Source organism: Rhodocyclus purpureus (assembly GCF_016653115.1).
Taxonomy (GTDB): domain Bacteria; phylum Pseudomonadota; class Gammaproteobacteria; order Burkholderiales; family Rhodocyclaceae; genus Rhodocyclus; species Rhodocyclus purpureus.
The window spans coordinates 81,820-104,944 of the sequence record NZ_NHRX01000038.1 but is presented as its reverse complement, the minus strand read 5'-3'; the positions used below and the strand labels follow the sequence as shown (position 1 = coordinate 104,944).

The 23,125-nt window shown below is 62.7% G+C and carries 15 protein-coding genes; 8 read left to right on the top strand and 7 right to left on the bottom strand.

The window, feature by feature from the left end; genetic code table 11:
* Positions 1-38 precede the first annotated feature (38 nt).
* Together CCR84_RS07895 and CCR84_RS07890 are read right to left on the bottom strand one after the other, a co-directional pair.
* Positions 39-413, bottom strand: a complete 375-nt coding sequence (locus CCR84_RS07895) for an Hsp20/alpha crystallin family protein (RefSeq protein WP_201211160.1) — start codon at positions 411-413, stop codon at positions 39-41.
* 10 nt (positions 414-423) lie between these two features.
* Positions 424-864 carry an Hsp20/alpha crystallin family protein gene (locus tag CCR84_RS07890; protein ID WP_201211159.1) on the bottom strand — a complete coding sequence of 147 codons (441 nt, stop codon included), beginning with the start codon at positions 862-864 and terminating at the stop codon, positions 424-426.
* Positions 865-1,039: 175 nt separating this feature from the next.
* Here CCR84_RS07890 and CCR84_RS07885 point away from each other — a divergent pair, with 175 nt between their 5' ends.
* From CCR84_RS07885 to CCR84_RS07875, 4 genes are all read left to right on the top strand, one after another.
* Positions 1,040-1,456: a YkgJ family cysteine cluster protein gene (locus tag CCR84_RS07885; RefSeq protein ID WP_201211158.1), complete on the top strand. Its 417-nt coding sequence runs from the start codon at positions 1,040-1,042 to the stop codon at positions 1,454-1,456.
* Positions 1,453-1,851: a hypothetical protein gene (locus CCR84_RS07880; protein WP_201211157.1), complete on the top strand. Its 399-nt coding sequence runs from the start codon at positions 1,453-1,455 to the stop codon at positions 1,849-1,851. The genes CCR84_RS07885 and CCR84_RS07880 overlap by 4 nt, the downstream gene beginning before the upstream one ends.
* Positions 1,852-1,864: 13 nt before the next feature.
* The gene (locus CCR84_RS16890) at positions 1,865-1,960 is read left to right on the top strand and encodes an ATP-binding protein (protein WP_420825386.1); all 96 of its coding nucleotides are present in this window, start codon (positions 1,865-1,867) and stop codon (positions 1,958-1,960) included.
* Positions 1,961-2,175: 215 nt separating this feature from the next.
* Positions 2,176-2,979 carry a tetratricopeptide repeat protein gene (locus CCR84_RS07875; protein WP_201211155.1) on the top strand — a complete coding sequence of 268 codons (804 nt, stop codon included), beginning with the start codon at positions 2,176-2,178 and terminating at the stop codon, positions 2,977-2,979.
* Between the two features lie 44 nt (positions 2,980-3,023).
* Here the strand turns inward: CCR84_RS07875 and CCR84_RS07870 are convergent, their stop codons facing one another.
* From CCR84_RS07870 to CCR84_RS16340, 4 genes are all read right to left on the bottom strand, one after another.
* A complete protein-coding gene (locus tag CCR84_RS07870; RefSeq protein WP_201211152.1) occupies positions 3,024-12,947 on the bottom strand; it encodes a two-partner secretion domain-containing protein in 9,924 nt (3,307 codons plus the stop codon).
* Positions 12,948-12,957: 10 nt separating this feature from the next.
* Entirely contained in the window at positions 12,958-14,670 is a 1,713-nt protein-coding gene (locus CCR84_RS07865) for a ShlB/FhaC/HecB family hemolysin secretion/activation protein (protein ID WP_201211150.1), read from the bottom strand.
* Positions 14,671-14,716: 46 nt separating this feature from the next.
* Positions 14,717-16,735 carry an autotransporter family protein gene (locus tag CCR84_RS07860; protein ID WP_201211148.1) on the bottom strand — a complete coding sequence of 673 codons (2,019 nt, stop codon included), beginning with the start codon at positions 16,733-16,735 and terminating at the stop codon, positions 14,717-14,719.
* A 179-nt stretch (positions 16,736-16,914) separates the two neighbouring features.
* Positions 16,915-17,169, bottom strand: coding sequence for a hypothetical protein (locus CCR84_RS16340; protein ID WP_207186252.1), 255 nt, complete (start codon positions 17,167-17,169; stop codon positions 16,915-16,917).
* Between the two features lie 604 nt (positions 17,170-17,773).
* Between CCR84_RS16340 and CCR84_RS07850 the strand changes: the two genes are divergently transcribed.
* Together CCR84_RS07850 and CCR84_RS07845 are read left to right on the top strand one after the other, a co-directional pair.
* Positions 17,774-18,823 (top strand): IS630 family transposase, encoded by a 1,050-nt coding sequence (locus CCR84_RS07850; RefSeq protein WP_201211140.1) that lies wholly within the window; start codon positions 17,774-17,776, stop codon positions 18,821-18,823.
* A 103-nt stretch (positions 18,824-18,926) separates the two neighbouring features.
* Positions 18,927-19,229, top strand: coding sequence for a YkgJ family cysteine cluster protein (locus tag CCR84_RS07845; protein ID WP_338052587.1), 303 nt, complete (start codon positions 18,927-18,929; stop codon positions 19,227-19,229).
* A 14-nt stretch (positions 19,230-19,243) separates the two neighbouring features.
* On the opposite strand, the gene CCR84_RS07840 is transcribed toward CCR84_RS07845, so the two are convergent.
* Positions 19,244-21,748 carry a diguanylate cyclase domain-containing protein gene (locus tag CCR84_RS07840; RefSeq protein ID WP_201211144.1) on the bottom strand — a complete coding sequence of 835 codons (2,505 nt, stop codon included), beginning with the start codon at positions 21,746-21,748 and terminating at the stop codon, positions 19,244-19,246.
* A 114-nt stretch (positions 21,749-21,862) separates the two neighbouring features.
* On the opposite strand from CCR84_RS07840, the gene CCR84_RS07835 reads away from it, so the two are divergent.
* Positions 21,863-22,036 (top strand): hypothetical protein, encoded by a 174-nt coding sequence (locus tag CCR84_RS07835; protein WP_201211142.1) that lies wholly within the window; start codon positions 21,863-21,865, stop codon positions 22,034-22,036.
* Positions 22,037-22,059: 23 nt separating this feature from the next.
* Positions 22,060-23,109, top strand: a complete 1,050-nt coding sequence (locus CCR84_RS07830) for an IS630 family transposase (protein ID WP_201211140.1) — start codon at positions 22,060-22,062, stop codon at positions 23,107-23,109.
* The last annotated feature ends 16 nt before the right edge of the window (positions 23,110-23,125 follow it).

Here is a 23,125-nt window from a genome sequence, read left to right as displayed (position 1 = left end):
GGGCCGGGCGCGCGCTGCATCCGGCCCTGCGCCGGCGATCACTCGACCGCGATCTGGATCTTCCGCGGTAGCGCGTGTTCGGCCTTCGGGATGCGCAGCTTGAGCACGCCGTGGGTGAACTCGGCATTGACCTTGTCGGCGTCGAGCTCGCGCGACAGCGTGAACGAGCGGCGGTAGCGCGGCAGGCTCACTTCGGCGTGCGTCGATTCGACGCCCTCGGGCAGATCGAGCGCGATCTCGCCCTCGATGCTCAGGGTGTCGGCGTCGACATGGACGTTGATCCCGTCCTTGGGCACACCGGGCAGGTCGGCGTAGAGGGTGATTCCGCCCTGATCCTCGATCACATCGACCGGCGGCACCAGCGTCGCAGCTTCGCGGGCGGACGGGTTTTCCTTGCTGACGGTTTCGCTCATCTCGGGCTCCTTACTGAACGGTGATGCGACGGGGCTCGGCGGCCGCGCGGCGCTGGATGCTGATGTGCAGCACGCCGTCGCGGTACCTGGCCGCGACCGAATTGGCGTCGATGTCGTCGGGCAGGGTGACGACGCGGCGGAAACGGCCGCTGAAGCGCTCGTCGATATGCGCGGTCGCCTTCGCCTCGGGCGGCGGCAGCACGCTCCTGCGCTCGCCGGCGACGGTGAGGACGCCTTTTTCCAGCTGCACGTCGATGCTCGCCGGGTCTACGCCGGGGGCAAAGGCGTAGATTTCGACCGACTTCGGCGTGCTGCCGACGTTGATCGCCGGAAAGCCGCCGCGGCTGATGCCGCGAATGCTCGGTGAGAAATCAAGGTTCTGCCGGATCTCGCTCTGCAGGCGTTCCAGTTCGGAGAGGAAATCGCGGGGGAAGAGGGAACGATAGATCATGAAGTCTTCTCCTTGGGCGCGAAAGTGCCCGGGTCAGGCACACACCGACCGATATGGGCGCGAGCGGCAGAAGTTCAAGTGCATGCCGCCACTTCCGGCGACGCGCAGCGCCACTCGCCGGCAGCTACCCGGTCGTGATAAAAACGCGCCCCCTAGCCACTGCCGAACGACATTCATGACGACAAGCATCCCGCTGCGGCGCATCCGGGACGACGACCGGTTCTTCATCGACATGGGCGACAGCCCGGACAACCCATGCACTGCCTGCGGCGCGTGCTGCGCCAGGTACCGCGTCTCCTTCTACTGCGGCGAACTGTCGGACGGTTCAGGCGGCGTCGTCCCGGTCGAACTGACGAGCAAGGTCAATGCCTTCATCGCCTGCATGAAAGGCACCGAGGCCGGCAACGGCAGGTGCATCGCCTTGCAGGGCGAGCTTGGCCAACCCGGACTTGAAACGAGCTCCGGCGGAATGAATCAAGTGTACTGTCCCCGGAGTTGCCAAGCCGATGGAAAGACGATAGCCCCCCCCACGCCGTACCGTCCATGCAACTGCTTCGTCCGGCTTTCGTCCGTTCGCAGGAATTTCCAATGAAATCCTTTCCCTCCCTGATCGTTTGCTGCCTCATCACCACCGGTCTGGCCGTCAATCCCTGCTTGGCCGAGGACGGGGTCGATGTCGGGAAACCCTCGGCGCTGCGCAAGCTCGTTCCCGCGACTCAACTCGAACAGCAGGCCGCGCAGCAATACGCGCGGTTGAAGCGCCAAGCTGCCGAAAAAGGCGCCCTCGCCGCCGACGACGAGAGCGAAGCCAACCTCGTCGGCCTCGACCTGGTCGCCCGCGCCGGCTTCGACCCGCGCGCCGGAGTCAGCCTGTGGCAAAAGATGGGCGCGGCCAACCGCGGCGCGGTGACGTCACACATGCCGCCGTTCCCTTCGCCATGCCGGGTCGCTGTGTTTTTCAACGGTATCGAGCAGCAAGCCCAGTAGCCACGACAGCACCATGACCTCAGCCATGCTCGATCGACTGATGCACCACGCCGAGACGTTCGTCATCCAGGGATCAAGCCATTGCATGCGCGACCAGAAGGAAGCATGACTGCGTTCTCTGCCGTTCCCGTTTACACCGCCCGTCACCTCGCACGACCGGTAGCTCTCCGCCTGGCCGATGAAACTCCTGGCGAACTGGCTCAGCGCTCAGCATGAACGGAAATTTGCGGCATAATCCAGTCGGCTTGGAAGACGAAAAACAGAGGAAAGCACGCCCTTGCGTCGGGGCGGTTTGAAAGCACACCAGATCGGGAACCAACGTCCATGCTTAAGGCATTTACGGCACGCACCATCGTAATCGTCTCGATCCTGTTCACGATGTCCTCGCCGTCCTTGGCGGCTCCGGATGCCACGATCAAGGACCCCGAGGCAGCGATCCAGTCGGCGCGTTTGGCGATGGGAAGTGAACGCTGGGAAGATGCCCGGCAACTGTTGCAAGGCGTGTCTGATGATGTAGAAGCGCCGCTGGCGCAGCGCTTGTCGGCTTTGAATCTGCTGGCTATTACAGAGGCTCGTCAGGGCCGATACGAGGCGGCCCGGGTCTATCTTGAACGGGCGCTCTCGCTTGATGAAAACTTCGACCAGGCAAGGGAAACGTTGGGCGACGTCTACGTCGGTCTGGCTGAACGCGCCTATGGGCAGGCAGAGCGCACGCGAGCATCCCCCCGTCTGAGCGGAAAGCTGGCCACCGTGCGCAGCCTGTTCTCGCTGCCGGAAAACGAAGTCATGTCGGCGATAGAGCATTGGCGAAATGCTTGGCAGGGACGCGATGTTGTCCGTTACCTGAATGCCTATGCTCCCGATTTTAAATCACAGAACGGACTGTCTCCGGATGCCTGGCGCGCCCAGCGCCGCCAACGCCTCAAGGCCGCCCGTACCGTTCAGGTCGTATTGGAGGACGTGCAACTGAGGTTCGCCAAAGACGGCAACACGGTCACGGTGGCATTCGTCGAACGGCTGGCTGCAGACGACTATCGCCACACCGGCGGCAAGGTGCTGGAGTTGCAGCACCTCCGCGACGGCTGGAAAATCATCCGGGAAACCACCTCGATTAGCCCGGAAAACTGAGGCGCAGGGCAATCGGCGTCAAGCGCCGCTTGCCCTGCATTCGATCAGGAACCAAACTGAACGCCGATCTTTCGTGTCGTTCCGTCCGGCTGCGGCACCGCGACCAGGATACTCAAGCCACCCTCGAAATCTGACGGCGGCGTGCCGCTGATCGTTCCGGTGGCCGCATCGAACTGCACCCACGAAGGCAGTGCGCTGCCGTCCGGCTGGGTCAGATTGACCTTGGTGCCGGCGGGCAGGTTTCCAGGCAGGGGAATCAACGTCTTCAATGTGCCGTCGGACTGGGTGGTCGAACGCAGCGTCATGCTCACGCCGGGAATCGGCTGTGCAGGCGCGGCTCCCGACCGGATGCGCGTGCCGCCCGCGGCCTCGATGTTCGTCCTGGTGGTGGTGCGGCTCGCTTCCAGGGTCAGGCTGCCCAACTGGTTGTCCGGTTGGTCCTCCGATTTTGCCCACTGACCATCCGCCCCGTCCTCGGCCTGGTCCCCGGCCTTTTCGTCTGTGGCACCGGCTTGCGCGGCTGCGCCATCCTTGGTTGCGGGTTTGGCGTCCTTGGCCGAATCATCAGTCTTGGCGCCGCCGTCAGCCTTGTCACCGCCTTCGGCCTTAGCGGCGTCGTCGGCCTTTTCGGGCTCGTCCAGAGTCCCCACGGATTTCTCGTTCTTGACACCCACACCGGCGCTGATGCCGAACGAAGTGGAACTACTCACCGCGGCGGTTCGATTGACGCTGCCGCCAGCGTTGATCTCCGCGGCGCCGTCGGTCTTCATCTGCGTGCCTTGCAGATTGACGTTCCGCCCCGCGTTGACTTGTATCCCGCCCGCACCAGCAGATATCTTCGAGCCCTGCTGAGTCTGGCTGCTGCTCATTCCGAAATCGACACCCACCTCTGCTTCGGCCGACGAGTCGGTCTTGCTGAGCTCTGCATCGTCGGTCTTTTCGCCCGCTCCGGACGGGGACTTGCCTTTCTCAGCCGCCTGCTTTGCGTCGTCCTTCGCGCCGTCCTTCTCGTCGTCCGCTTCCGGCTTCGCCCTGGTTTCCGTCGTGGTCTCCGCGCCAAAGCCGGCCGAAACGCCCACCTTGATCTCTTCGCTGGAGCTCTCCGCCGCCTTGAAGTTGACGTCGCCTCCCGCCGACACCGCCGCACCGTTGCCCGCGCCGATCTCGGTGCCGACAAAAGTGACGTCGTTGCCGGCAACGACGTTCAGGTTGTTGCCCGCCTTGATCGAGCCGGTCACGGCTTCTGACGAGCTGGACCGCTCATAGTCCACACTGGCGTCGGCGCGGAAAGACTTGGACTTCGATGTGGTGCCTTCGTCGTCGGTGTCTTCCGACGCGCCCACGCCGACCTCGACAGCCACCGAGGTCGATTCGGAGAACGACGTGTTGCGCGCTTCCTTGAACTCGACATTGTTGCCGGCCACCACCTGGGCGTCGCCGCCCGCGGCAATCTGGGTGCCCTCGAAGCTTGCGTTCTTGCCCGCCGAGATATTGAGGGAACCGCCGGTATTCAACGTGCCGGTGACGGCCTCGCTGGAGTTTTCACGCGAGGTTTTGACATCGACGCTGGCGTTGAAGGACGATTCGCCGGTATCGAAACCGGCGCCCACGTCGACGCTCTCCGAACTCGCTTGATAGGTGTTCCTCGCCGCATCGAAAGCCACATTGCCGCCGGCGGAAATATTGGTATCGCCAGCCACATCGATCTGGGTTCCTTCCAGCCGCGTATCGTCCTTGGTGCGAATGTTCAAGCCGCCTGCCGAACTGATGCTGCCCACCACGGCGTTGCTGCCCGATGACTGGGCGCTGGCCACGCCGACATCGGCCTGCGCCGCCATGCTGTTGTCGTTGCCGATGATCGAAATGCTGCCTTCGGCTTCGACGGCGACTTTCGTCGAGCTTTCACGGGAACTGTAGGTGTCCTGGGCCGCCTTGTAGTCCAGGCTCTGGGCGTCAATGTTGACTCCGCCCTCGCCGGCGTTCAAGTTGGTGCCCTCCATCGTCGTCTTGCCCTCGGTGTTGATGTTGATCTTCTTGCCGCCAGAAAGATTGGCGACCACCGCGGTGCTCGATTGCTGTTCGCTATTCGTCTTTTCGTACTCGGCCTTGGCCTCGACGCCTACATTCACCCCGGCTTCGGCCTTGGCCTCGGCGGATGCGCCATCCTTGGAGGATGCGCTTGCTTCGGCCTTGGCCTCGGCACCGACGCCGACATTCACCGCCAGGCGCGTGGAGATCGACTCGCTCGACGACGTGGTCTTTTCCGTATCACGCGCAGCCTGAATTTCAAGCTCCTTGGCGGCGATGTTCAAATCCCCGCCGGCATCGATCGAAGTTCCCTGAAGTACGGTTTTCTCTTTCGACTTGCTGTTGAAGTTGCCGCCCACCTTGATATTCGAAACGACTGCCTGCGTCGCCTCGGTGGTTTCCGTGTCGACGGTGCGATCGACCGTCGTCTCGATACCCTGCTTGGCCGATGCCTCGACGGAAGCTCCGGCTTCCGCTTTGGCCTCGGCATCGGCATCCAGCGCTCCGGTGCCGCCTGAGGCCCCGGCGTTGGCGCCAGCCTTGGCGCCGGCCTCGCCTTTGGCGCCAGCCTCGGCATAAATGCCGAGGCGTGCCGTGGTTTCCTCGGTCGTGGTCTTCGAGAACTGCGAATTTTCGGCAGCCAGACTGACGATCGAGTTGGCCGACTGGTTGAAGTCGCCGGCAGCCTCGATCGAAGTGCCCACATCGAGGATCTTGCCCTCGGCGGTTCGGCTGATGCTGCCGGATCTTGACTTGATCGCCGAGGTCACGGCCGTGCTGCTGCCCGATTCGGTGGTCGTCGTATTGACCTTCACCTGGATACCGGCGCCGATCTTCGCCTCGGCCGAACCCTCGGCCTCGGCGGAAGCTTCCGCGCTTCCGCCGGCCTGGGCCGATCCGGCCAGACCGGAATTGCCGGCCTGGGCGTCCGCACTGGCCTTGCTTTCTGCTCCCGCCTTGCCTTCCGCGTTGGCGTTGGCGTCCAGATAGAGGCCGACACGGGTTGTGCTGCTGGTCTCCTTGGTGTAGCTGATGTCCTGCGCGGCCTCGAAAGTCATGTCCTTGGCCTTGAGGTCGATATCGCCTTCGGATTCGATCGAAGAGCCTTGCAGCCGCAGTTTCTCCTGCGCGGTAATCCTGGTGTTGCCGCCCGCGCGGATGTTGGAACCCGTATTCGTGATGTTGAGCGACTCCGAGGACTGGCTGTCCACCCGCATCACATCGACGGTGTTTTTGCTCGACGCGGAGGCTTGACCCTCTGCCCCTGCCTGAGAACCGGCGGCGGCGGATGCCTCGGCATCGTTTTTCTGACCGCCCCCTCGCTTGGCGGAGGCTTCCGCGCCGGCCTCCGCGCCCGAACCCGCCGAGCCCCCTGCTCCCGCCTCGTTTTCGGTGGTCGCATACAGGCCAAGGCGCGTCGTCGTGGTGGTGCTGGTCGTGCGCTCGATGTTCTGAGCGGCGAGCAGTTCGACATTCTTCGCCTGCAAATCCAGATCGCCGCCGGCATTGAGATCGGAACCCTGCAAGGTGACCTTGTTCTTGGCGTTGATCCTGACGTTGCCGCCCAGGTTCAGCTCCGAACCCACGCTGCGCTGCGAGAGCGACGAGGTTTCGGTGGTCTTCGTCTTGGCCAGGGTCAGTCCGGCGGATTTCGAGGCGGATACATTCGCTTCGCCCTCGGCCGAAGTGCCGACCGAAGCCTTCGCCTCCGCGCGGCTGCCTTCGGCGCTGCTTTCCGGCTCGCCGCCCGAATCCGTTGAGTCTTCGGCACTGTCCGCACTGCTGTCTGCATCATCGCCGACGGATTCGGCCTGCAGATACGAGGTGGTCCGGGTCGTGGTGGTCGTCCGGTCCACATCCTTGCCGGCAAGCACCTTGATATCGGTTGCGGAGATATCGGTATCGCCACCGACATTGAGCTTGGAGCCCTGCACGGTCAGCGTATTGCCGGCCGCCAGTTTGGCGTCGCCGCCGATGTTCAGCTCGGTGCCCACGTTGCGGCTGGAGAAACTGTTGGTGGTGGTCTCGGTCGTCCCATACACGCCGCCGCCCACGCCCATGCCCGAGATCGAGGAACTGGTGTTGGTCTCGACCGTGTTTTCGCGCGCGAGGATGTTGAGATCGCCGCCCGCGTCGAGACTTCCGCTGCCGGCGACATTGACATCGGTGCCTGCCAGCTTGATGTCCTTGCCTGCCTTGGCATCGAGATTGCCGCCCACCGTCAGCCCCGACTTGACCTGGTTGACGGTCGTGGTGGTCGAGGTTTCCAGCCCCGAGGCATTGCCATCGCTGACCGTGGATACCGACGATCGGGTCGTCTTGTCCTCGATGGTGTCGAAAACGATGTTCTCGCCGGCGTTGAGCGTGGCGTTGCCGCCGGCGGACATTTGCGCGCCGATGTTCTCGATGTTCTTCTTCGCGTCGAGCGACAGGTCGCCCGTCGATGAAATCGAGGCCTCCTTGCCGATGGTCGTGCTGTAGCTCAGCTCATTGCCGCCGCCCTGCGACACGGTCTTGTTGACGATGCTGCCCTCGGTTGACGTCACGCTGACATTGCCGCCGGTGATGCTGCCCGAGAGATTTTCGACGTCGCCCTTGGAGGTGATGTCCAGCTTGTCCTTGCCCGCGAGGGTGCCGCCGGTGTTGCTGAGCGAAGCGACATTCAGGGTCATGTCTTTCGCCGAAAGCACGGCCGATTTGCTGTCGATTTCCTGTTTCAGGTTTTCCGGCAAATAGACGACCGGCGCCAGTACCTTCTGGCCATCGACCACCGTCTCCACCATCCAGACGATGGGCTCGGACAAATTGGCCAACTGCGCCGCCGTCGGGGCCTGGCCATAGGTCAGGCCGAGGCTGCCGGCCTCGGCGGCGGCATTGTTGAACATGCCCTGCATCAATTCCGCCATGTTGACAAAGCCGCTCAGCAAGCCGGCTCCGGTTTGCTGGACCAGCTGCTGCTGCACCAGATAGGCTTCGTAGCTGGCATCGCCCAGGCGCTTCTGGGTGGTGCCGACATCGAGCCCGAGTTGGCTGGCCAGATAATCCGAGCCCAGGGTCGAAACGCCGACATTGAACTTGGGATTGGCCTCGATCAGGAACAGCGCGGAGGGATCGCGATTGGTGACGAAATAGCCGTTGGGATTGGAGGGCAGACTGATCGTAAAGCCCAGTGCGTTAGGTTTGCCGCCTACGCTGACGGAAGCAGGATTGCTCGCCCACGGACTACCATTGTTAACCACCTTGGGGCCGGTAATCGTCAGTGTGTTCGCCGTCACCGTGGCGCCAAAGGAGGAACTGGTCGTCGTGGAATCTGGCGCCGTGGGATAGTCCCCGGTCGTCGTGTCAGAGTACTTCAGGGGGCCAAGGGCGATATATTTGATCTTCTGCAGGGTTTCCCATTTCCAGGCTTCGCTGATGGTCGCGAGGGCGTCATTGGTAAAGGTCGCGCTGCCCGATGCGTCAATGTTGATGGTGGGCGCCTGCAACAGGCCGCCGAGATTCCCGGCGTCAGTGAAACCGGACCAGGTCAGCGTGTTCCCGGCGTTGATTTGCGGCTTGGCCTGCTCATCCGGCTTGCCGCCGGCGAAATACTGTTCCACATGCCAGGTTGTCACCGTGGTGATCGCGTCGTAAGCGTCGGGAAATGAATAACCCCAGTTGGTGCTCCTCGCGACAGCGGTGTCGAGATTCCCCGTCATGACGCGGGTATCCCCGCCTTGTACCTGGTTCAGGATGGTCGGCGCGGCGAATGTCGCGTTGCCGCCGACATTGATCAGGCTGCTGTTGACGATCTGTTCTGCGGACAGGCTGAGGTCGCGTGCCGCGTCGATCGTGGCGCGCGTATCGGTCACCTGGTTCTGCTCATAGACGCCGGTGCCACTGTCGTCCACGCCCAGAAAGCGCCCTCGCACCAGGTGATAGGTGCGGTTGTTCGAGATTGCGCCCTTGGTGGCGGTCGCCTTCAGCTCTTGGCCGGCATACCAGGCGCCGTAGTTGTTGATGTTCGAGGTGTTTGCGGTGAGGCTCATGTCGCGCGAGGCAACCATGCCGCCGGTGGTTTCGTTGGTAATACCCGGCGCCGAGATGCGCAAATCCTGGCCTGAGTGCACCAGGCCGATGTTGCTGTAATCATTGGCGACCTTGATCGTGAGTGTGCCGCTCCCCGACTGTGCACCGAGAATCTGGTCGCTCGTATCGCCCAGTGTCAGTGTGCCGACGTTGAGCGTCATGTTGGACTGGCCCTGCAAGGTGCTGTCGTTCAACAAGGTGTCGCTGACGTCGTAGGTGATGTCGCCCTCGCTGGCGATCTTGCCGCCGCTGCGGTTGGTCAGCTTGGTCACCGACAAGGTGCTTGCCGTGCCCGCGCCGGTCGACGTTTGCAGCTTGCCGTAGTTGTCCAGGGCGGCGAGTTTCATGGTGGTGCCGTTGGCCGCCGAGAGCAGTGCGGACGAATCGATCAAGAGACTGCCCGCGTTGCCCGATGCCGAGGCGTTGACCAGAAGATTGTCAGCCGCTTGCCAGTTGGTGCCTGCCAGCCGGCCGGAGTCGCCAAGCGTCAGGCTCAGGTCGCGGGCGGCGTAGCGCTGGTTGTTGCTGACCTGGGGATGCGTGGTGCTTTCGTCGGTCAGCGTCCTGGCGGAAATTTTCACGTCCTGCGCGGCATACAACTGTCCGCCGCGAATGGCCACCTTGCCCGAGGACGCTGCGATGTCCACGTCTCTGCCGGCGCTGACCGCAGCGTCATTGATCTGCAGGGCGGCCTTGGCGAAATCGCTGCCCGTGGCCGTCGAAGTGGTGCTCACCTTGAGGTCGCGGCTGGCCGAGGTCTTGCCGCTCAGTGCGACGACGCCGTTGGAATCGAGGACAAAATCGCCCGCGCTCGCCGCTGCCTCGCCCATCAGGCGAACGCCTGCTCCCGCTTCGGTGGACACCAGGCGGATCGTGTCCGCATACATGCCGCCGGGCACGGAGGTATAGATGGAGAACGCCGGAGCGTTGCCGTTCGGCGTTCCGCCGGCGCTGGCCACCCGGTTGGCGTAGTTCCAGGTGTTCACGCCTGCCGCCATGGACAGGTCGTGCGCGTTCACCGGACCATCGAGCGAAATGCTCCGTGCCAGCAAGTCGGTCTGGTTGGCGCCGAGGGCATTCAGGCCGCTGCCCTGCACGGTGATCGTCCCCGAGGTGATGCCGATACCCGACAGGCTTCCATTCGCCACCGTCGGCGTGCCGGTCGCCAGGGTCAGCCGGTCTACGTTGATGAAGCCGCAATTGCCGCAGGTAATGCCGTAGGGGTTGGCGATCACCACGTCGGCGCGGGTGCCGGCGACCTCGATGAAGCCATACAGCGACGAAAGCGAAAACACTTCGTTGAGGATGACGCCGGCGGCATAGGGCAGATTCGGGTTGAACAGGATCTGGCCCGCCTGTTCGGTCTGTACCGTGAGGTACTTGGCGGAATCGGCGTTGTTCAGGATCAGCCCGTACGGATTGACGTCGAAACGCGTATAGGTGTTGCGCGACAAGCCGCCAGCACGGTCTGGCGCGGCGATGTTGACCACATTGACCTTGCCGTTGGGCGCCAGCTCGACGGTGGTCGGCGTGTCCTTGACCTTGACGGTCAGCTCGCCCGGCGTACTGGGTGGGGTGGGGATCGGCGTCGGAGCGGTGACGATTTCCTGATAAACGCGCGTGGTGGTCAGGGGCGTGTCCGCAAAACCGCTGCCGAGGTTCAGCGTCGGCGCGGTAATGCTGCCACCGATGTTCTTTGCGCTTGTATTGTCGGAGAAGGTGACGGAGGTGCCCGCCGTCATTGACGGGGCATTGGCCGGCCGGCCGCCGCTGAAATAGCGGTCTTCGTACCAGCTTTCGATGGTGCCCGTATTCTGGTGATCGAATTTCAGGACGGAACTGCGCGTGTCGCCGCCCTGTACCTGATTGCTGATGAAAGCCGCCGCAACGCCCAGCGTCGTGCCAGCGTTGATGACGCCCTCGTTGAGCACGCTGGCGCCACTGAGCGATACCGCAGCACCCGCGTCGATCGTCCCTGATTTCGTGACGGTCTGATTCTGCTCGATGGTCTCGTCCGTCGCTGCGCTCGTGCCATTCCACAGCTTGCCGAGGCTGCGCCCGGTACCAGGACTGCCCAACACCACCTTGTTTTCAATCGCGCCCGTGGCGGTGAGGGCGAGATCGCTTTGGGCCGTGATGCTGCCGGTGTTGCTGATCGACGCTGCGCCAATCGAGAGGTCGTTCCCCGAATCGATTTTGCCCGGGTTGGTCAGGGCATTCGCAAGCGTGACCTTGAGGGTTCCCGTGCCCGAGGTCGCCCCCTGGATTTCGGCCGCTTCGGTCATGCTCAGGTTGTCGGCGGTGACGGTGAGGTCGCCGCTACCGGTCACCTTGCCGCTGTTGGTCAGCGTGCCGGCAGTCAGCGCCGCCGTCCCGCTGCTGCTGATCGTTCCGCTGTTGTCGATGAGGCTGGTGGCGGTGACGCTGTCGTGGGCCGAGGTATTTGACGAGAGTTGCAGGGTGCCCGCATTGCTCAGGGTTCCCACCGAGACGGTCGTCTGGTCGGTCGCCAGCACCCGCGCTTTGTCGTCGATCGAGAACGCCTTTCCCGTCGCGCTCACGCTCATCGCCTTGCCTGCCTGCCAGTCGGTGCCGGCAAGCGAACTGTCGTCTGTCACCGTGATGCTCAGGTTGCCATTGGCGCTGCGCAAATTGTTCGGCGGCACGCCGGCCGTGCTCGCATCGACCAGCTTATTGGCAATGACTGTCAAGTTTCCTGCGGCGGTGAGTTGCCCTCCGACGCTGTTCAGGGTTCCGCTGGCGGCGGTGACGGCGATATCCCGGCTGGCCTTGAGGACTGCGGCGTTTGCATAGAGTGCGGCGTCAGTTCCCGTGCCACTGTCGCTGGCGGTCGTGGTGATGGCGAGATCGCGTCCCGCTGTCGCGGTGCCGCCCACTTCGATCTTGCCTTCCGAGGTCAAGATGAAGTCGCCCGTCGAAGCGGCCATGTTGCCCAACATCCTCACCCCGACCCCCGCCTCGGTGGCCACCAGTTTGATGGTCTGGGCGTACATGCCCCCCAGCGCGGCGACGTCGATGGCGTAGGTCGGCTTTGTTCCAGTGCCGGCGGTGGTAGTTAGCTCGCCGCTGGCGTAATCCCAAGTGCCTGCCCCGGTGACGACACGGATGCCATTTGTACCGGCGGCACTGGCAATCGAGCCATTGACCGGACCGTTCACCGTGATCCCGCGCGCCACCAGATCCAGCAGCGTGGTCCCGGTGGCATTCAGCCCCTTGCTTCCCACTGTGATCGTTCCATCACCGTTCACGGCAAACGATGCCAGGCTTCCATTGGTCACCGTTGGCGTCCCCGTGGTGAGCGTCAGCCGATCGACGTTGATAAAGCCGCAGCCGTCACAGGTGATTCCATAAGGGTTGGCGAGGATGACATCCGCCTTGGCGCCAGCGACTTCCATCTGCCCAATCAAGGACGAGGCGCTGCCGCCGGAGAGCACTTCGTTGAGGATCACCGATGCGGCGCTCGACAGATTGGTATTGCGCGCAACCGTGCCCGCCACGACGGTTTCGGCCGAGGCGCCACTGACGACGTTGTTCAGCACGACACCGTCCGCGCCGACGTTGAAGCGGCTATAGGTGTTGTGTGAAAGCCCGTTGCTGTTGGGGGCGACGATATTCACCACCGTGGGATTTGTCGTCACCGAACCTGAAGTGTATGCCTGCGTGTTGACCGTCGGCGCACTCGTTCCCCCCGCAAGCACAGTAGGAGTCTGCGCACCGGTCGCCAGCGGAATTCCCAGCAAGGCCACGCCGAGTACCGTCCTGGCGCCGCCCGATGCGCTGCGCGCGATCTCGGAAGCGACGACCCACAAGCCGGTCTTTTTGTTCTTGACTACGCGATAAATTCGATTCATGGCAGGCACCTCAGAAATCCAGACCCATGCGCATCCAGACTTGGTCCGGCTCGCGCTTCATGCTTGCGGCGACACGATCGGCGCGCGTCCAGAAGACATCGATTTCAGCGTCATCCACTTTGGCGTTCGCCCCCACCACATAGCCGGACAGCTGCCCCTCGGCCGCGCCCGCCAAGTGGTTGCGAACCTCGCCTGTGTCATAGCCCACGTAGAGTCGCCCCCTGACCGGCATGCCGGCCCATTCGAATTGCCTGTGCCAGGCCAGTTCGTTGCGCCAGTAGTAACCGCTGTCGCCCACCAGAGAGGTGTTGTAGAAGCCGCGCACGGAGGAAAGCCCGCCGATCAATATCTGCTGTGATCCGAACAGGGCTTCCCTGCTGCTCTGCATCTGGAGTTGGCTGGTCCAGCTGAATTGTTGGCGGCCGAGGGTAAAGGGCAGGTTGAAATGACCGAAGAGAGCGTATTTGGTGAACTCCGCTTGCGGCCCTGTGCTGGCGCCATTGACGCCGGCAGGCCGGTTGTCGAGGTCGCTCAGCCCGACCGAGACTTCGGGTCGAAGCACCAGAGTACCGGCGCCAACAAACATGATGCTGTTCATCCCCATGGCGAGGCTGTTGATACGACGGCTGTTGACCGTCACCAGACTGTCGTTGATGTAGTTTTTCGAGTCGCTGTTGGAAAATTTGGCAAAAACGGAATGGCGGCTCGATTGGTCACGGGCAACGATGCGTTCCGCGCTGAGGTTCCAGTTGCTGGAGTGCCCGCTGGGCACAATGGTATTGCCGTGAGGAAGGGTCAGAGCGCTGGTGTAGTCGGATTCCGAATAGCCCGCGCCATACGTGGCGTAGCCAACGGGAATGCTCAGGTCGACCGAGGCGCTGCGGGAGCGCTTTTCGGCGCGATCCGGCAAGGAGGTGCGCGCCGTGACGCTCAGGGTTTCACCCAAGCCCAATCCGATACCGCTGCGGAGCGAGGCGCTCATGCCATTACGGCCGGTGAATTCGGTTCCCTGGTTGTCAACGGAGACAGTGGCCTTGTAGGGACGCGAGGCGCTGTTGCGAAACACGACGACACTTCGCCCCGGCTCGGCGCCAGGCATGATGTCGAGCTTGACCTTGTTGCCCTGGGCGCTGTTGATCTGGTCCACGGCTTGTTCCAGGTCGCGGATGTTCAGCAGGTCACCCGCCTGGGCAGGAACCGCCATTGCCAGATTGATTCGACCCTCCGGGTCGCCCTCAATCTTGAGTGACTCGATGCGGCCTTCAAGGACGATGATGGTCAAGGTGCCGGACTTCAGGTCTTGATTGGGCAGATAAACCCGAGTGGTGATGAAACCGCGTCCGATGTAGTGCTGGTTGACCTCGCCCAGCAGCTCTTCGATATCGCGTACCGTAAGGCATCGGTTGAGATACTTTTCGATGATCGACATCTTGTCTTCTTCATCGATCAGGTCGGCGCCCTTGATGTCGATTTCCTTGATGTCGACGCAGGTTCCGGGCAGTCGTCCCACGCCTTCTGAGGGACGCACCTCGTTCAGATCCATTCCGGACGGGGGTTGTGTCTGGCGCAGCCGTTCCTGGTCTTCCTGCAAGCGGAGTTGCTCCTGCCGCAGAAGAATTTCGGCTTGGCGTTTTGCCGCATCCAGACCGCTCACTTGCCCAATGGCGGCAAACGGGAGTAGTAAAGATGCACTAACCAGCGCGCTTGTCAATGTCTTGGTCATAATCATCTCGTGCTTGTGTGGAGGGGAGCTGGCGCAACTTGCTGCGTCAGAATTTCCACAAAACTCTCATATTGGCCAGATGGATGTTGTAGGAAACCGCGTGCTCGAGCTGGTAGCCGAACTGCCAAGTGGAAAATTTGCCGCTGACCAGCGTCAGGTCGGCCCCCAGCTGTATACGTTGGTCCTGGGGGGCACTGGTCGGCGTGGTGAAGGTGACGAGCGAGGGATCAGCGGCGCCGGTGGGACCGGTATAGCGGGCTTTGATGTCGTGACCGTCGAGTCCTTTGTCGCGCAAGGTGAAGGCATAAAGGGAAAGGAGGGATCTGCGCGTGCCGATTTGTCCGGTGGTAGTGAAATACGCACCCAGTTTGCTGCGCACGCGATGAAAGCTTTGGGCATCCACGTTCAGCCCAAGATCGCCCGCGCCGGTTTCCGTGTATGCGGGCTGATCGATACGCGCCGATTCGATGCCGGCGACGGGGGTGATGGCGCTCTTGCCGTCGATCAGTTTCAGGCGGTAGCCGACAGTGAATCCTGCGCGGCGGAAATCGTAGTCAATGTCCGTGGTGGCCCGCCGGCCAATGGCCGTGGCGCGTGATCCATTGAGTTGGCCTTTGCCGGCACCAAGGGAGACATCAACGAAGGCGGAACCAAATTGTCTGGTTCCATAAAGGCTGAAGAGATAATTGTTCAGCGTGGCGGAATCGCCCTGGCGGAAATCGTCCTGATCGATATCGGTGCGGCCGTAGGCAAACGCGACACCGACACGCGCGAAGTCATAGTTGGCATCCGCCCCTACGACCAAGCCAGTGGTGTGCGTCTGGTATCCGTCGTAGTCATCCACGCCACTTTGACGGGCCTTTTGCATATAGGCTTTGCTCCACAAGGCGCCGCGGTTGTGGCCAAAACCGGAAAAGTTGTCACCGCTGCGGGCAATCAAGCGGTGCTCCACTTGCGCCATGGCCGCGTCGTTGGCGGAAAACATGGCGGATGAATACGCGTTATTGGCAATCGGGGCCAGGCGCTTGACCTCACGGGCCAGATTGATCTGGTTGTTGCCGTAGCCGTTTTGATCGAGTTCGAGGGTATTGATGGCAGTGACCAGATCACCCAACTGCCGGCCCCCTGCCGCAATGCTACCCAGCGCCAAGGCCGCGTTATTGGAGAAATGTCCCTGAGTGTTCGACTTGGTGATGTACTCGTCGTTGGCTCGCGAAACAGTCAGCACCAGATCCTTTCCCACCGTGCTGGCCGTACTGTTCATCACATAGCTGTTGTCGACAACGCGCGTGGAAGCCTCTGTCTGGCTGTATGAGCCAGTCAGCGTTCCGGGGTTGGAGATCAGCGTGTAGCTGGCGCCGTCTTTCAAGCTGCCTTGATAGCTCAGGTTCAGGCGTTCGCCACCGGTCATGACGAGAGAGCCCACGGTCAGCTTTCCTGACCCCGCGGCATCCAGAAACTGGAAATTATCGGCGGCGTAAGTGGTGGTGACTGACGTTGCCAGGGGTCGCAAAGTGAAGGCGAGATCGCCGCCATTGGTATTCAGTCGGCCATTGACGGTGTCGCGGCTCACGCCTGCGTCGAGGCGGGTATTGGCGTTCACGAACACCAGGTCGCCACCAAATGTTATGCCATTGCCTTGAATGATCGCGTTGGTTGCATTGCTGACGCCGTTACCGAGATTGGTGGTGGCAGCCCAAACACTCGTCGGCAAGACCACGTTGGCGCCGTTGCCTTGGGAATTGAATGTTACGGTTGCCAGCGGCGAGGATTCGCTGCCTATCTTTCCCGCATAGTTGCTGCTGTCCTGGAACAACAAGGTGGAACCGGTCACTCCGCTTGCAACGACGAAGTCGCCGGTTACGGTTGCGCTGCTGGGTACGCGGTAAGTCGCATTGTTTCCACCAAACAGAACATCCCCTGCAATGGTGCCGCTGGCAGTTACGTTATCGTTTGCCACGAGCTTCACGGCCGTATCAGCATACGTCACGGGCGTCGCGCCCAACATGCTTGCCGCGATGGCTATGCGCGCCTGCGAGCAAACGGTGCGGTGGGTTATGTTCATGGTGAGGAGTTCCTCGCGGTCGTTGTCAAGATAGATGTCGCTAAAAACGTTGCTGCTCTTTAAAAACCCACGTCATTTTCCAAGCACCTTGGGGCGCTGCCGCAAACCACGCACTCGCCGTGAGGCAGCCGGGGCCGGCGTTCGCCGCCGCCGGGGCCGCGCCCTTGACCCCGGCGCGCTCATGCAGCTTTTCTCGTCTGAGCGGCCTCGTCAGCCTTCGCCGGCGGGTTGAGCCAGACGTGCTCAGGCGCCGTCCAAGCGCGGGGGCGCCGCTTCCAGCGCAACGGATGTTGCTCGCTCGCCGCCGCATCGACGAGCTGCCGGTCGGGCTGCGCCGACGGCGTCATCAGCACGGCGCCGGCCTGCGCGTTGAAGCAGAGAAAGTGCTCACCTTGGTTGATGCGCACGGCGCAGTTGAGCACCCCCTGCTGCAAGGCTGCCTGCGTGACGGCATTGACCGGCAGGCTGGCCAGGACAGCGGTCGGCGCTGCGGCCTGAGAGGTGGACTGGGCCGGCGGCGAGGAGCAGGGAGAGCAGAAAGGGAAGAACGGAAGGAAGGCATCAATGCTTCGCTCTATGCTTCGCGCCATGAGGGTCTCAAGGCGCCGATGGCACTTGTCGGGCGGGTTCGATCAAAGCAAGGCTTTGCCAAAAACCGCCGACTCATTCAATCAAGGTATGAGCCGCCCTGAAAATCATCGGGGAGCACGCAACCTGATTGTAAAAACCGATTAAAACCAGCGCTTTCTTGCCTTTTCAGATCAATGGATAACATTTGTTTTCAAAAACTCACATAAGAGTACAAAAACCGTCCGCTCGAAGCCAAAAAAACCCAAAAATGACTTTGCGATTTATACAGGGATTTGTCATACGAAAATAAGTCGATAACCGCCCGGAATTTTCAAACGGCATTAACTATTACCGGCTGCCTAAATCCGCAGAAATCTGGTGGCGTTTTTTGGCGGCGTCGAGAGCTCGCCGTTAACCCGAGTTTATTAATCCGGCCCAAAAATAAGCTGGTTGTTGTAGAATAATGGGATGAAAAAGACAGATGCACGCAGGCTATCGGCGGACAGTCGCGCGACATTGCGCAGGATGGTGATTCGGCTGCGTCAGCAGTCGAAGATGCCGGTCAAGGAACTGGCGGCGATGGCGGGAGTGCATTTCCGGACCGTGGAGACATGGTTGGCGCAAGCACGTCACGCCGGAGAGGGGTCGCTGGATTCGGAAAAGAAGCGGGGTCGCCCGGTTGGGAGTGGGCGCAAGCTGACGATGACCGACGAGGTGTGGTTGCGCGAACAGATCGTCGGACTGTCGCCGGCGCAGCTGGAGCTGCCATTTGCCTTGTGGACTCGCCCTGCGATCAAGGCGCTGGTCGAGCAGCGTTTTGGGTTCGTGATGCAAGACCGCTTGATCGGCAAGTATCTCAAACGGTGGGGCTTCACCCCGCAACGTCCGGTCAAGCGGGCGTTGGAGCAAGACCCGGTCAAGGTGCAAACATGGCTGGAGGAGACCTGGCCGCAGTTACTGGCGCGCGCGCGTGCCGAGGGGGCGACGATCCTCTGGGGCGATGAGATGGCGGTCAAGGAGGACGCGAACTGGGTACGCGGCTTCGCGCCGCGCGGCAAAACGCCGGTACTCGGAACGCGGACCCGCTGGGAGAAACTGTCGATGATCTCAGCCATCTCGGCGCGCGGCCAGGTGGCCTTCAAGATCGTCGAGGGGAGCATCAACACTGAGCGCTTCATCGAGTTCCTTGAAGCGCTGCTGCAAAGTGCGCAGCAGAAGATTTTTCTGGTTGTCGATAACCTGCGTGTGCATCACACCAAGCAGGTCACCGAATGGCTGGCCGACAAGAAAGACAAGATCGAGCTTGTCTTCCTGCCGCCTTATGCACCCGAGTCGAATCCGGACGAGTATCTCAACCGGGATTTCAAGACCGCCCTGCGTACCGGTCCGGTCAGTTGCGACAAGGCATCCTTGCTCGCCAAGACCACCGCCTTCATGAACAAGCTGCAGGCCTTGCCGGCACACGTAATGTCATATTTCAGGCACCCGGCTGCGGCCTATGCGAACCAGTGTATTTAAGGGCCGGGTTAATAATGACAAAGACAACTCCGCTGCGGCGCATTCGGGACGGCGACCGGGTCTTCATCGACATGCCGGACAATCCCTGCACCGCTTGTGGCGCGTGTTGCGCCAGGTACCGCATTGCGGCGAACTGTCGGACGGTTCAGGCGGCGTCGTCCCGGTCGAACTGACGAGCAAGGTCAATGCCTTCATCGCCTGCATGAAGGGCACCGAGGCCGGCAACGGCAGGTGCATCGCCCTGCAGGGGGAGTTGGGCCAGCCCGGAATCGGCTGCGCGATCTACGCGAATCGCCCCTCGACCTGTCGCGAGTTCGCCAACGGGCTGGAAGACGGATCACCGAGTCCTGAATGCCAGCGCCTGCGCGCCGGCATCGGCTTGCCGCCCTTGCTCCCGCCAAGCTGAACCGGCGGCGCGCGTCAGCCCCAGCAGGCACGGTCGCGCCCCTCGCGCTTGGCCCGGTAGAGGGCATCGTCGGCACGCTTGAAGGCGCTGCGCAGTTCATCGTCGCGCGCCGGATCGAGCAGGGTGACGCCGATGCTGACCGTGAAGCTGAGCGTTTGTCCCTCGTAATCGACGCGGCAGGCACGCACCGCCTGCAGCAGCCGCTCGATCAGCGCTTTCGTGCCGAGCGCGTCGGTGTCGGGCAGGAGGATGGCGAATTCCTCGCCGCCGAGGCGGCCAAGCAGGTCGCTCTCGCGCAGGCAGGCGGAGAGCGTTTGCGCGAGCGCACGCAGGACCGCGTCACCGCCGAGATGTCCCCAGGTGTCGTTGATCTGCTTGAAGTGGTCGGCGTCGATGCTCAAGAGCGACATCGGGGCGAGCGTGCGATTGGCCTGCGCCAGCAGGATCTTCGCGCCGTCGCTCCAGGCGCGCCGGTTGAGCACCTGCGTCAGCCCGTCGACGTTGGCCAGACGCTGCATCTCCTGCTCGGCCGCCTTACGCTCGGTGACGTCGCGGATGATCGCGACGTGCCAGGAATGCTCGTCGTCGTCCATGCTGCCGAGGGTCAGCTCGATCGGGAAGGTCCTCCCGTCCCCGTCTGTTCCGATGCCCTCGTGGCTGCCCTCGCCGAGCTCGGCCAGCGTCGCCGAATCCGCCTGAAGAGTGACCAGCAGCGCCAGCGCTTGTCCACGCACTTCGTCGCTGGCTCGCCCGAACATGCGCTCGGCGGCGGGGTTGAATTCGACGATGCGCGCCTGTTCGTCGAGCACCACCACCGCGTCGAGGGCGGTATCGAGGAAGGCGCGGGCGCGCGCCTCGCTCTGCCGCAGCGCGGCGGTGCGCCGCTCCAGCTCGGCGTCGGCGATCTTCTGCTGGCTGATGTCGCGCATCGTCAGCAGCGCCAGCAGCCGCCCCTGCCAGTGCGCACGGCTCAGCGAGACCAAGGCAGGATAGGTGCTGCCGTCGCGCCGCCGGTGCCGCGTTTCGACCAGCGGCTCCGCCGAGTTTTCCAGGCGCCGGACCAGTTCTTCGAGCGAAAAGAGCTCGTCCCAATCCTCAAGGCGCAGCCGCTTCACCGCATCGACGTCGTCGTAGCCGAGCATCGCGGCGAATTTGGGGTTGAGCGCGAACACGCTGCCGTCGGCGTCGATGATCACCACGCCGACGCTGGTATTCTCGAACAGCGCCCGCCAGCGCGAGGCCTCGTCGGCAATCACCCGTTGTGCCGCCAGGTGGCGCGCATCCTGTCGGGAGATGGTGTCGAGCAGGCGGTCGAAGTGTTTGCCCAGGATGCCGATCTCGTCCGGACGCTGCGTCCTGCCGACGCGCGCCAGGCGATCGCCCCGGCGTACCGCCGACATCGTCGCGGCCATCTGTGCCAGCCGCTGCGTCAGGTCGTCGCCGGCGCGCAGGAAGACGATCGAAACCCCGAGCAGGGTCAGTCCGAGCAGGGCGCCGATCGCTGCCAAAAGGTCATCGATCATGCGCCGGTACGGCGCATCGGGAAAGCCGACGCTGACCAGGCCGATGTTCCGGCCGTCGCCATCGACGAGCGGCGCGTAACCCGTCATGTAATCGACGCCGCCGAAGCGCTGTACGCCGATCCAGGAAGCGGATGGGTTCGCCGCCATGGAGGCAACGGCCGTCGGCGCGCGCAGGCCGAGCGGACGCATCCCCTGCAGCCGTTGCCGGCTGGCGGCGACGCTGACGTCGTCGAGGAAGATCGCGGTCATCCCTTCGCCCTGGTCGGGCAGCGCGCCGACCGGAAAAATGACGTCGCGCATGCGCTCGATCAGCGCCGAATTCTTGTTGAGCACGATGCCGCCGACCAGGATCCGGTCGGGCGCGTCGATCGACAGCGGAAAATGCACGGCGGCGTTGATGAAGAGGCCGCGCGTTTCGGTCGCAGCGACGAGATCGGCATCGCTGCCCGCTGCAATGCCGAGCTGTTGCCGGAAGCGGGGAGAAAACGCCTTGAGCTCGCTCGCCTCGAAGCGCTCGAAGGCAGCGCTGGCGACACCGATGCGCGCCTGGCGGATGACGTGCGAGTCGGGCAGCTTGACTCCGGGGAGAACGCCGCTGCTGGAGGCGAGCACCGTGCCATCGGCGCCGGCGACCAGCAGGTAGTCGAGTCCGCTGCCACGGGCCAGGGTGGCAAGCGCCTCGCCGAGTGCGGCCGCATCGCCCCGACCATTCGACAGGGCGTCCAGACGCCCGGAGCGGACCATCTCGCCGATTCGCGTCTGCGTATCGGACTTGGCCGCCTCCAGGAAATTACGGACGCCGGAGAGTTCGCCGTTGATCTGCGCCGAGAGCAGCGCATCGGCACGCTGACCGCCGACCACGACCAGCACGCCGATCACCAGCGGAAACGCCAGCAACACCGGCATCAGGCCGAGTACGATCAGACGGAAACGCAGCGAAACCTTCCACGCGCGCCTCAGTCTGCCAAGCCAGCCAGCCTGCGCAAGCAGCTTCATGCCACTGCCGGAGCAGAAGGCGCCGTGCGCGACGCAGCTTCCATTGCCTTTGCCTGCCGGACTGCCTGAAAATCCTGGTTTTCGACGGTGACTGGACTCATGAAGACGATTTTGGTGAAGATCCTGGCGGCCATGCTCTGCGCCTTGCTGGCTGCCTGTGCTCAGGAGCAGCCGATCCGCGTCGGCTTCATCGGCGGCCTCAGCGATCGCAACTCGGACAACGGCCAGGCCGGCCAGAACGGCGTCATTCTGGCGGTCGAGCAGTTTATTAATCCGGCCCAAAAATAAGCTGGTTGTTGTAGAATAATGGGATGAAAAAGACAGATGCACGCAGGCTATCGGCGGACAGTCGCGCGACATTGCGCAGGATGGTGATTCGGCTGCGTCAGCAGTCGAAGATGCCGGTCAAGGAACTGGCGGCGATGGCGGGAGTGCATTTCCGGACCGTGGAGACATGGTTGGCGCAAGCACGTCACGCCGGAGAGGGGTCGCTGGATTCGGAAAAGAAGCGGGGTCGCCCGGTTGGGAGTGGGCGCAAGCTGACGATGACCGACGAGGTGTGGTTGCGCGAACAGATCGTCGGACTGTCGCCGGCGCAGCTGGAGCTGCCATTTGCCTTGTGGACTCGCCCTGCGATCAAGGCGCTGGTCGAGCAGCGTTTTGGGTTCGTGATGCAAGACCGCTTGATCGGCAAGTATCTCAAACGGTGGGGCTTCACCCCGCAACGTCCGGTCAAGCGGGCGTTGGAGCAAGACCCGGTCAAGGTGCAAACATGGCTGGAGGAGACCTGGCCGCAGTTACTGGCGCGCGCGCGTGCCGAGGGGGCGACGATCCTCTGGGGCGATGAGATGGCGGTCAAGGAGGACGCGAACTGGGTACGCGGCTTCGCGCCGCGCGGCAAAACGCCGGTACTCGGAACGCGGACCCGCTGGGAGAAACTGTCGATGATCTCAGCCATCTCGGCGCGCGGCCAGGTGGCCTTCAAGATCGTCGAGGGGAGCATCAACACTGAGCGCTTCATCGAGTTCCTTGAAGCGCTGCTGCAAAGTGCGCAGCAGAAGATTTTTCTGGTTGTCGATAACCTGCGTGTGCATCACACCAAGCAGGTCACCGAATGGCTGGCCGACAAGAAAGACAAGATCGAGCTTGTCTTCCTGCCGCCTTATGCACCCGAGTCGAATCCGGACGAGTATCTCAACCGGGATTTCAAGACCGCCCTGCGTACCGGTCCGGTCAGTTGCGACAAGGCATCCTTGCTCGCCAAGACCACCGCCTTCATGAACAAGCTGCAGGCCTTGCCGGCACACGTAATGTCATATTTCAGGCACCCGGCTGCGGCCTATGCGAACCAGTGTATTTAAGGGCCGGGTTAATAAC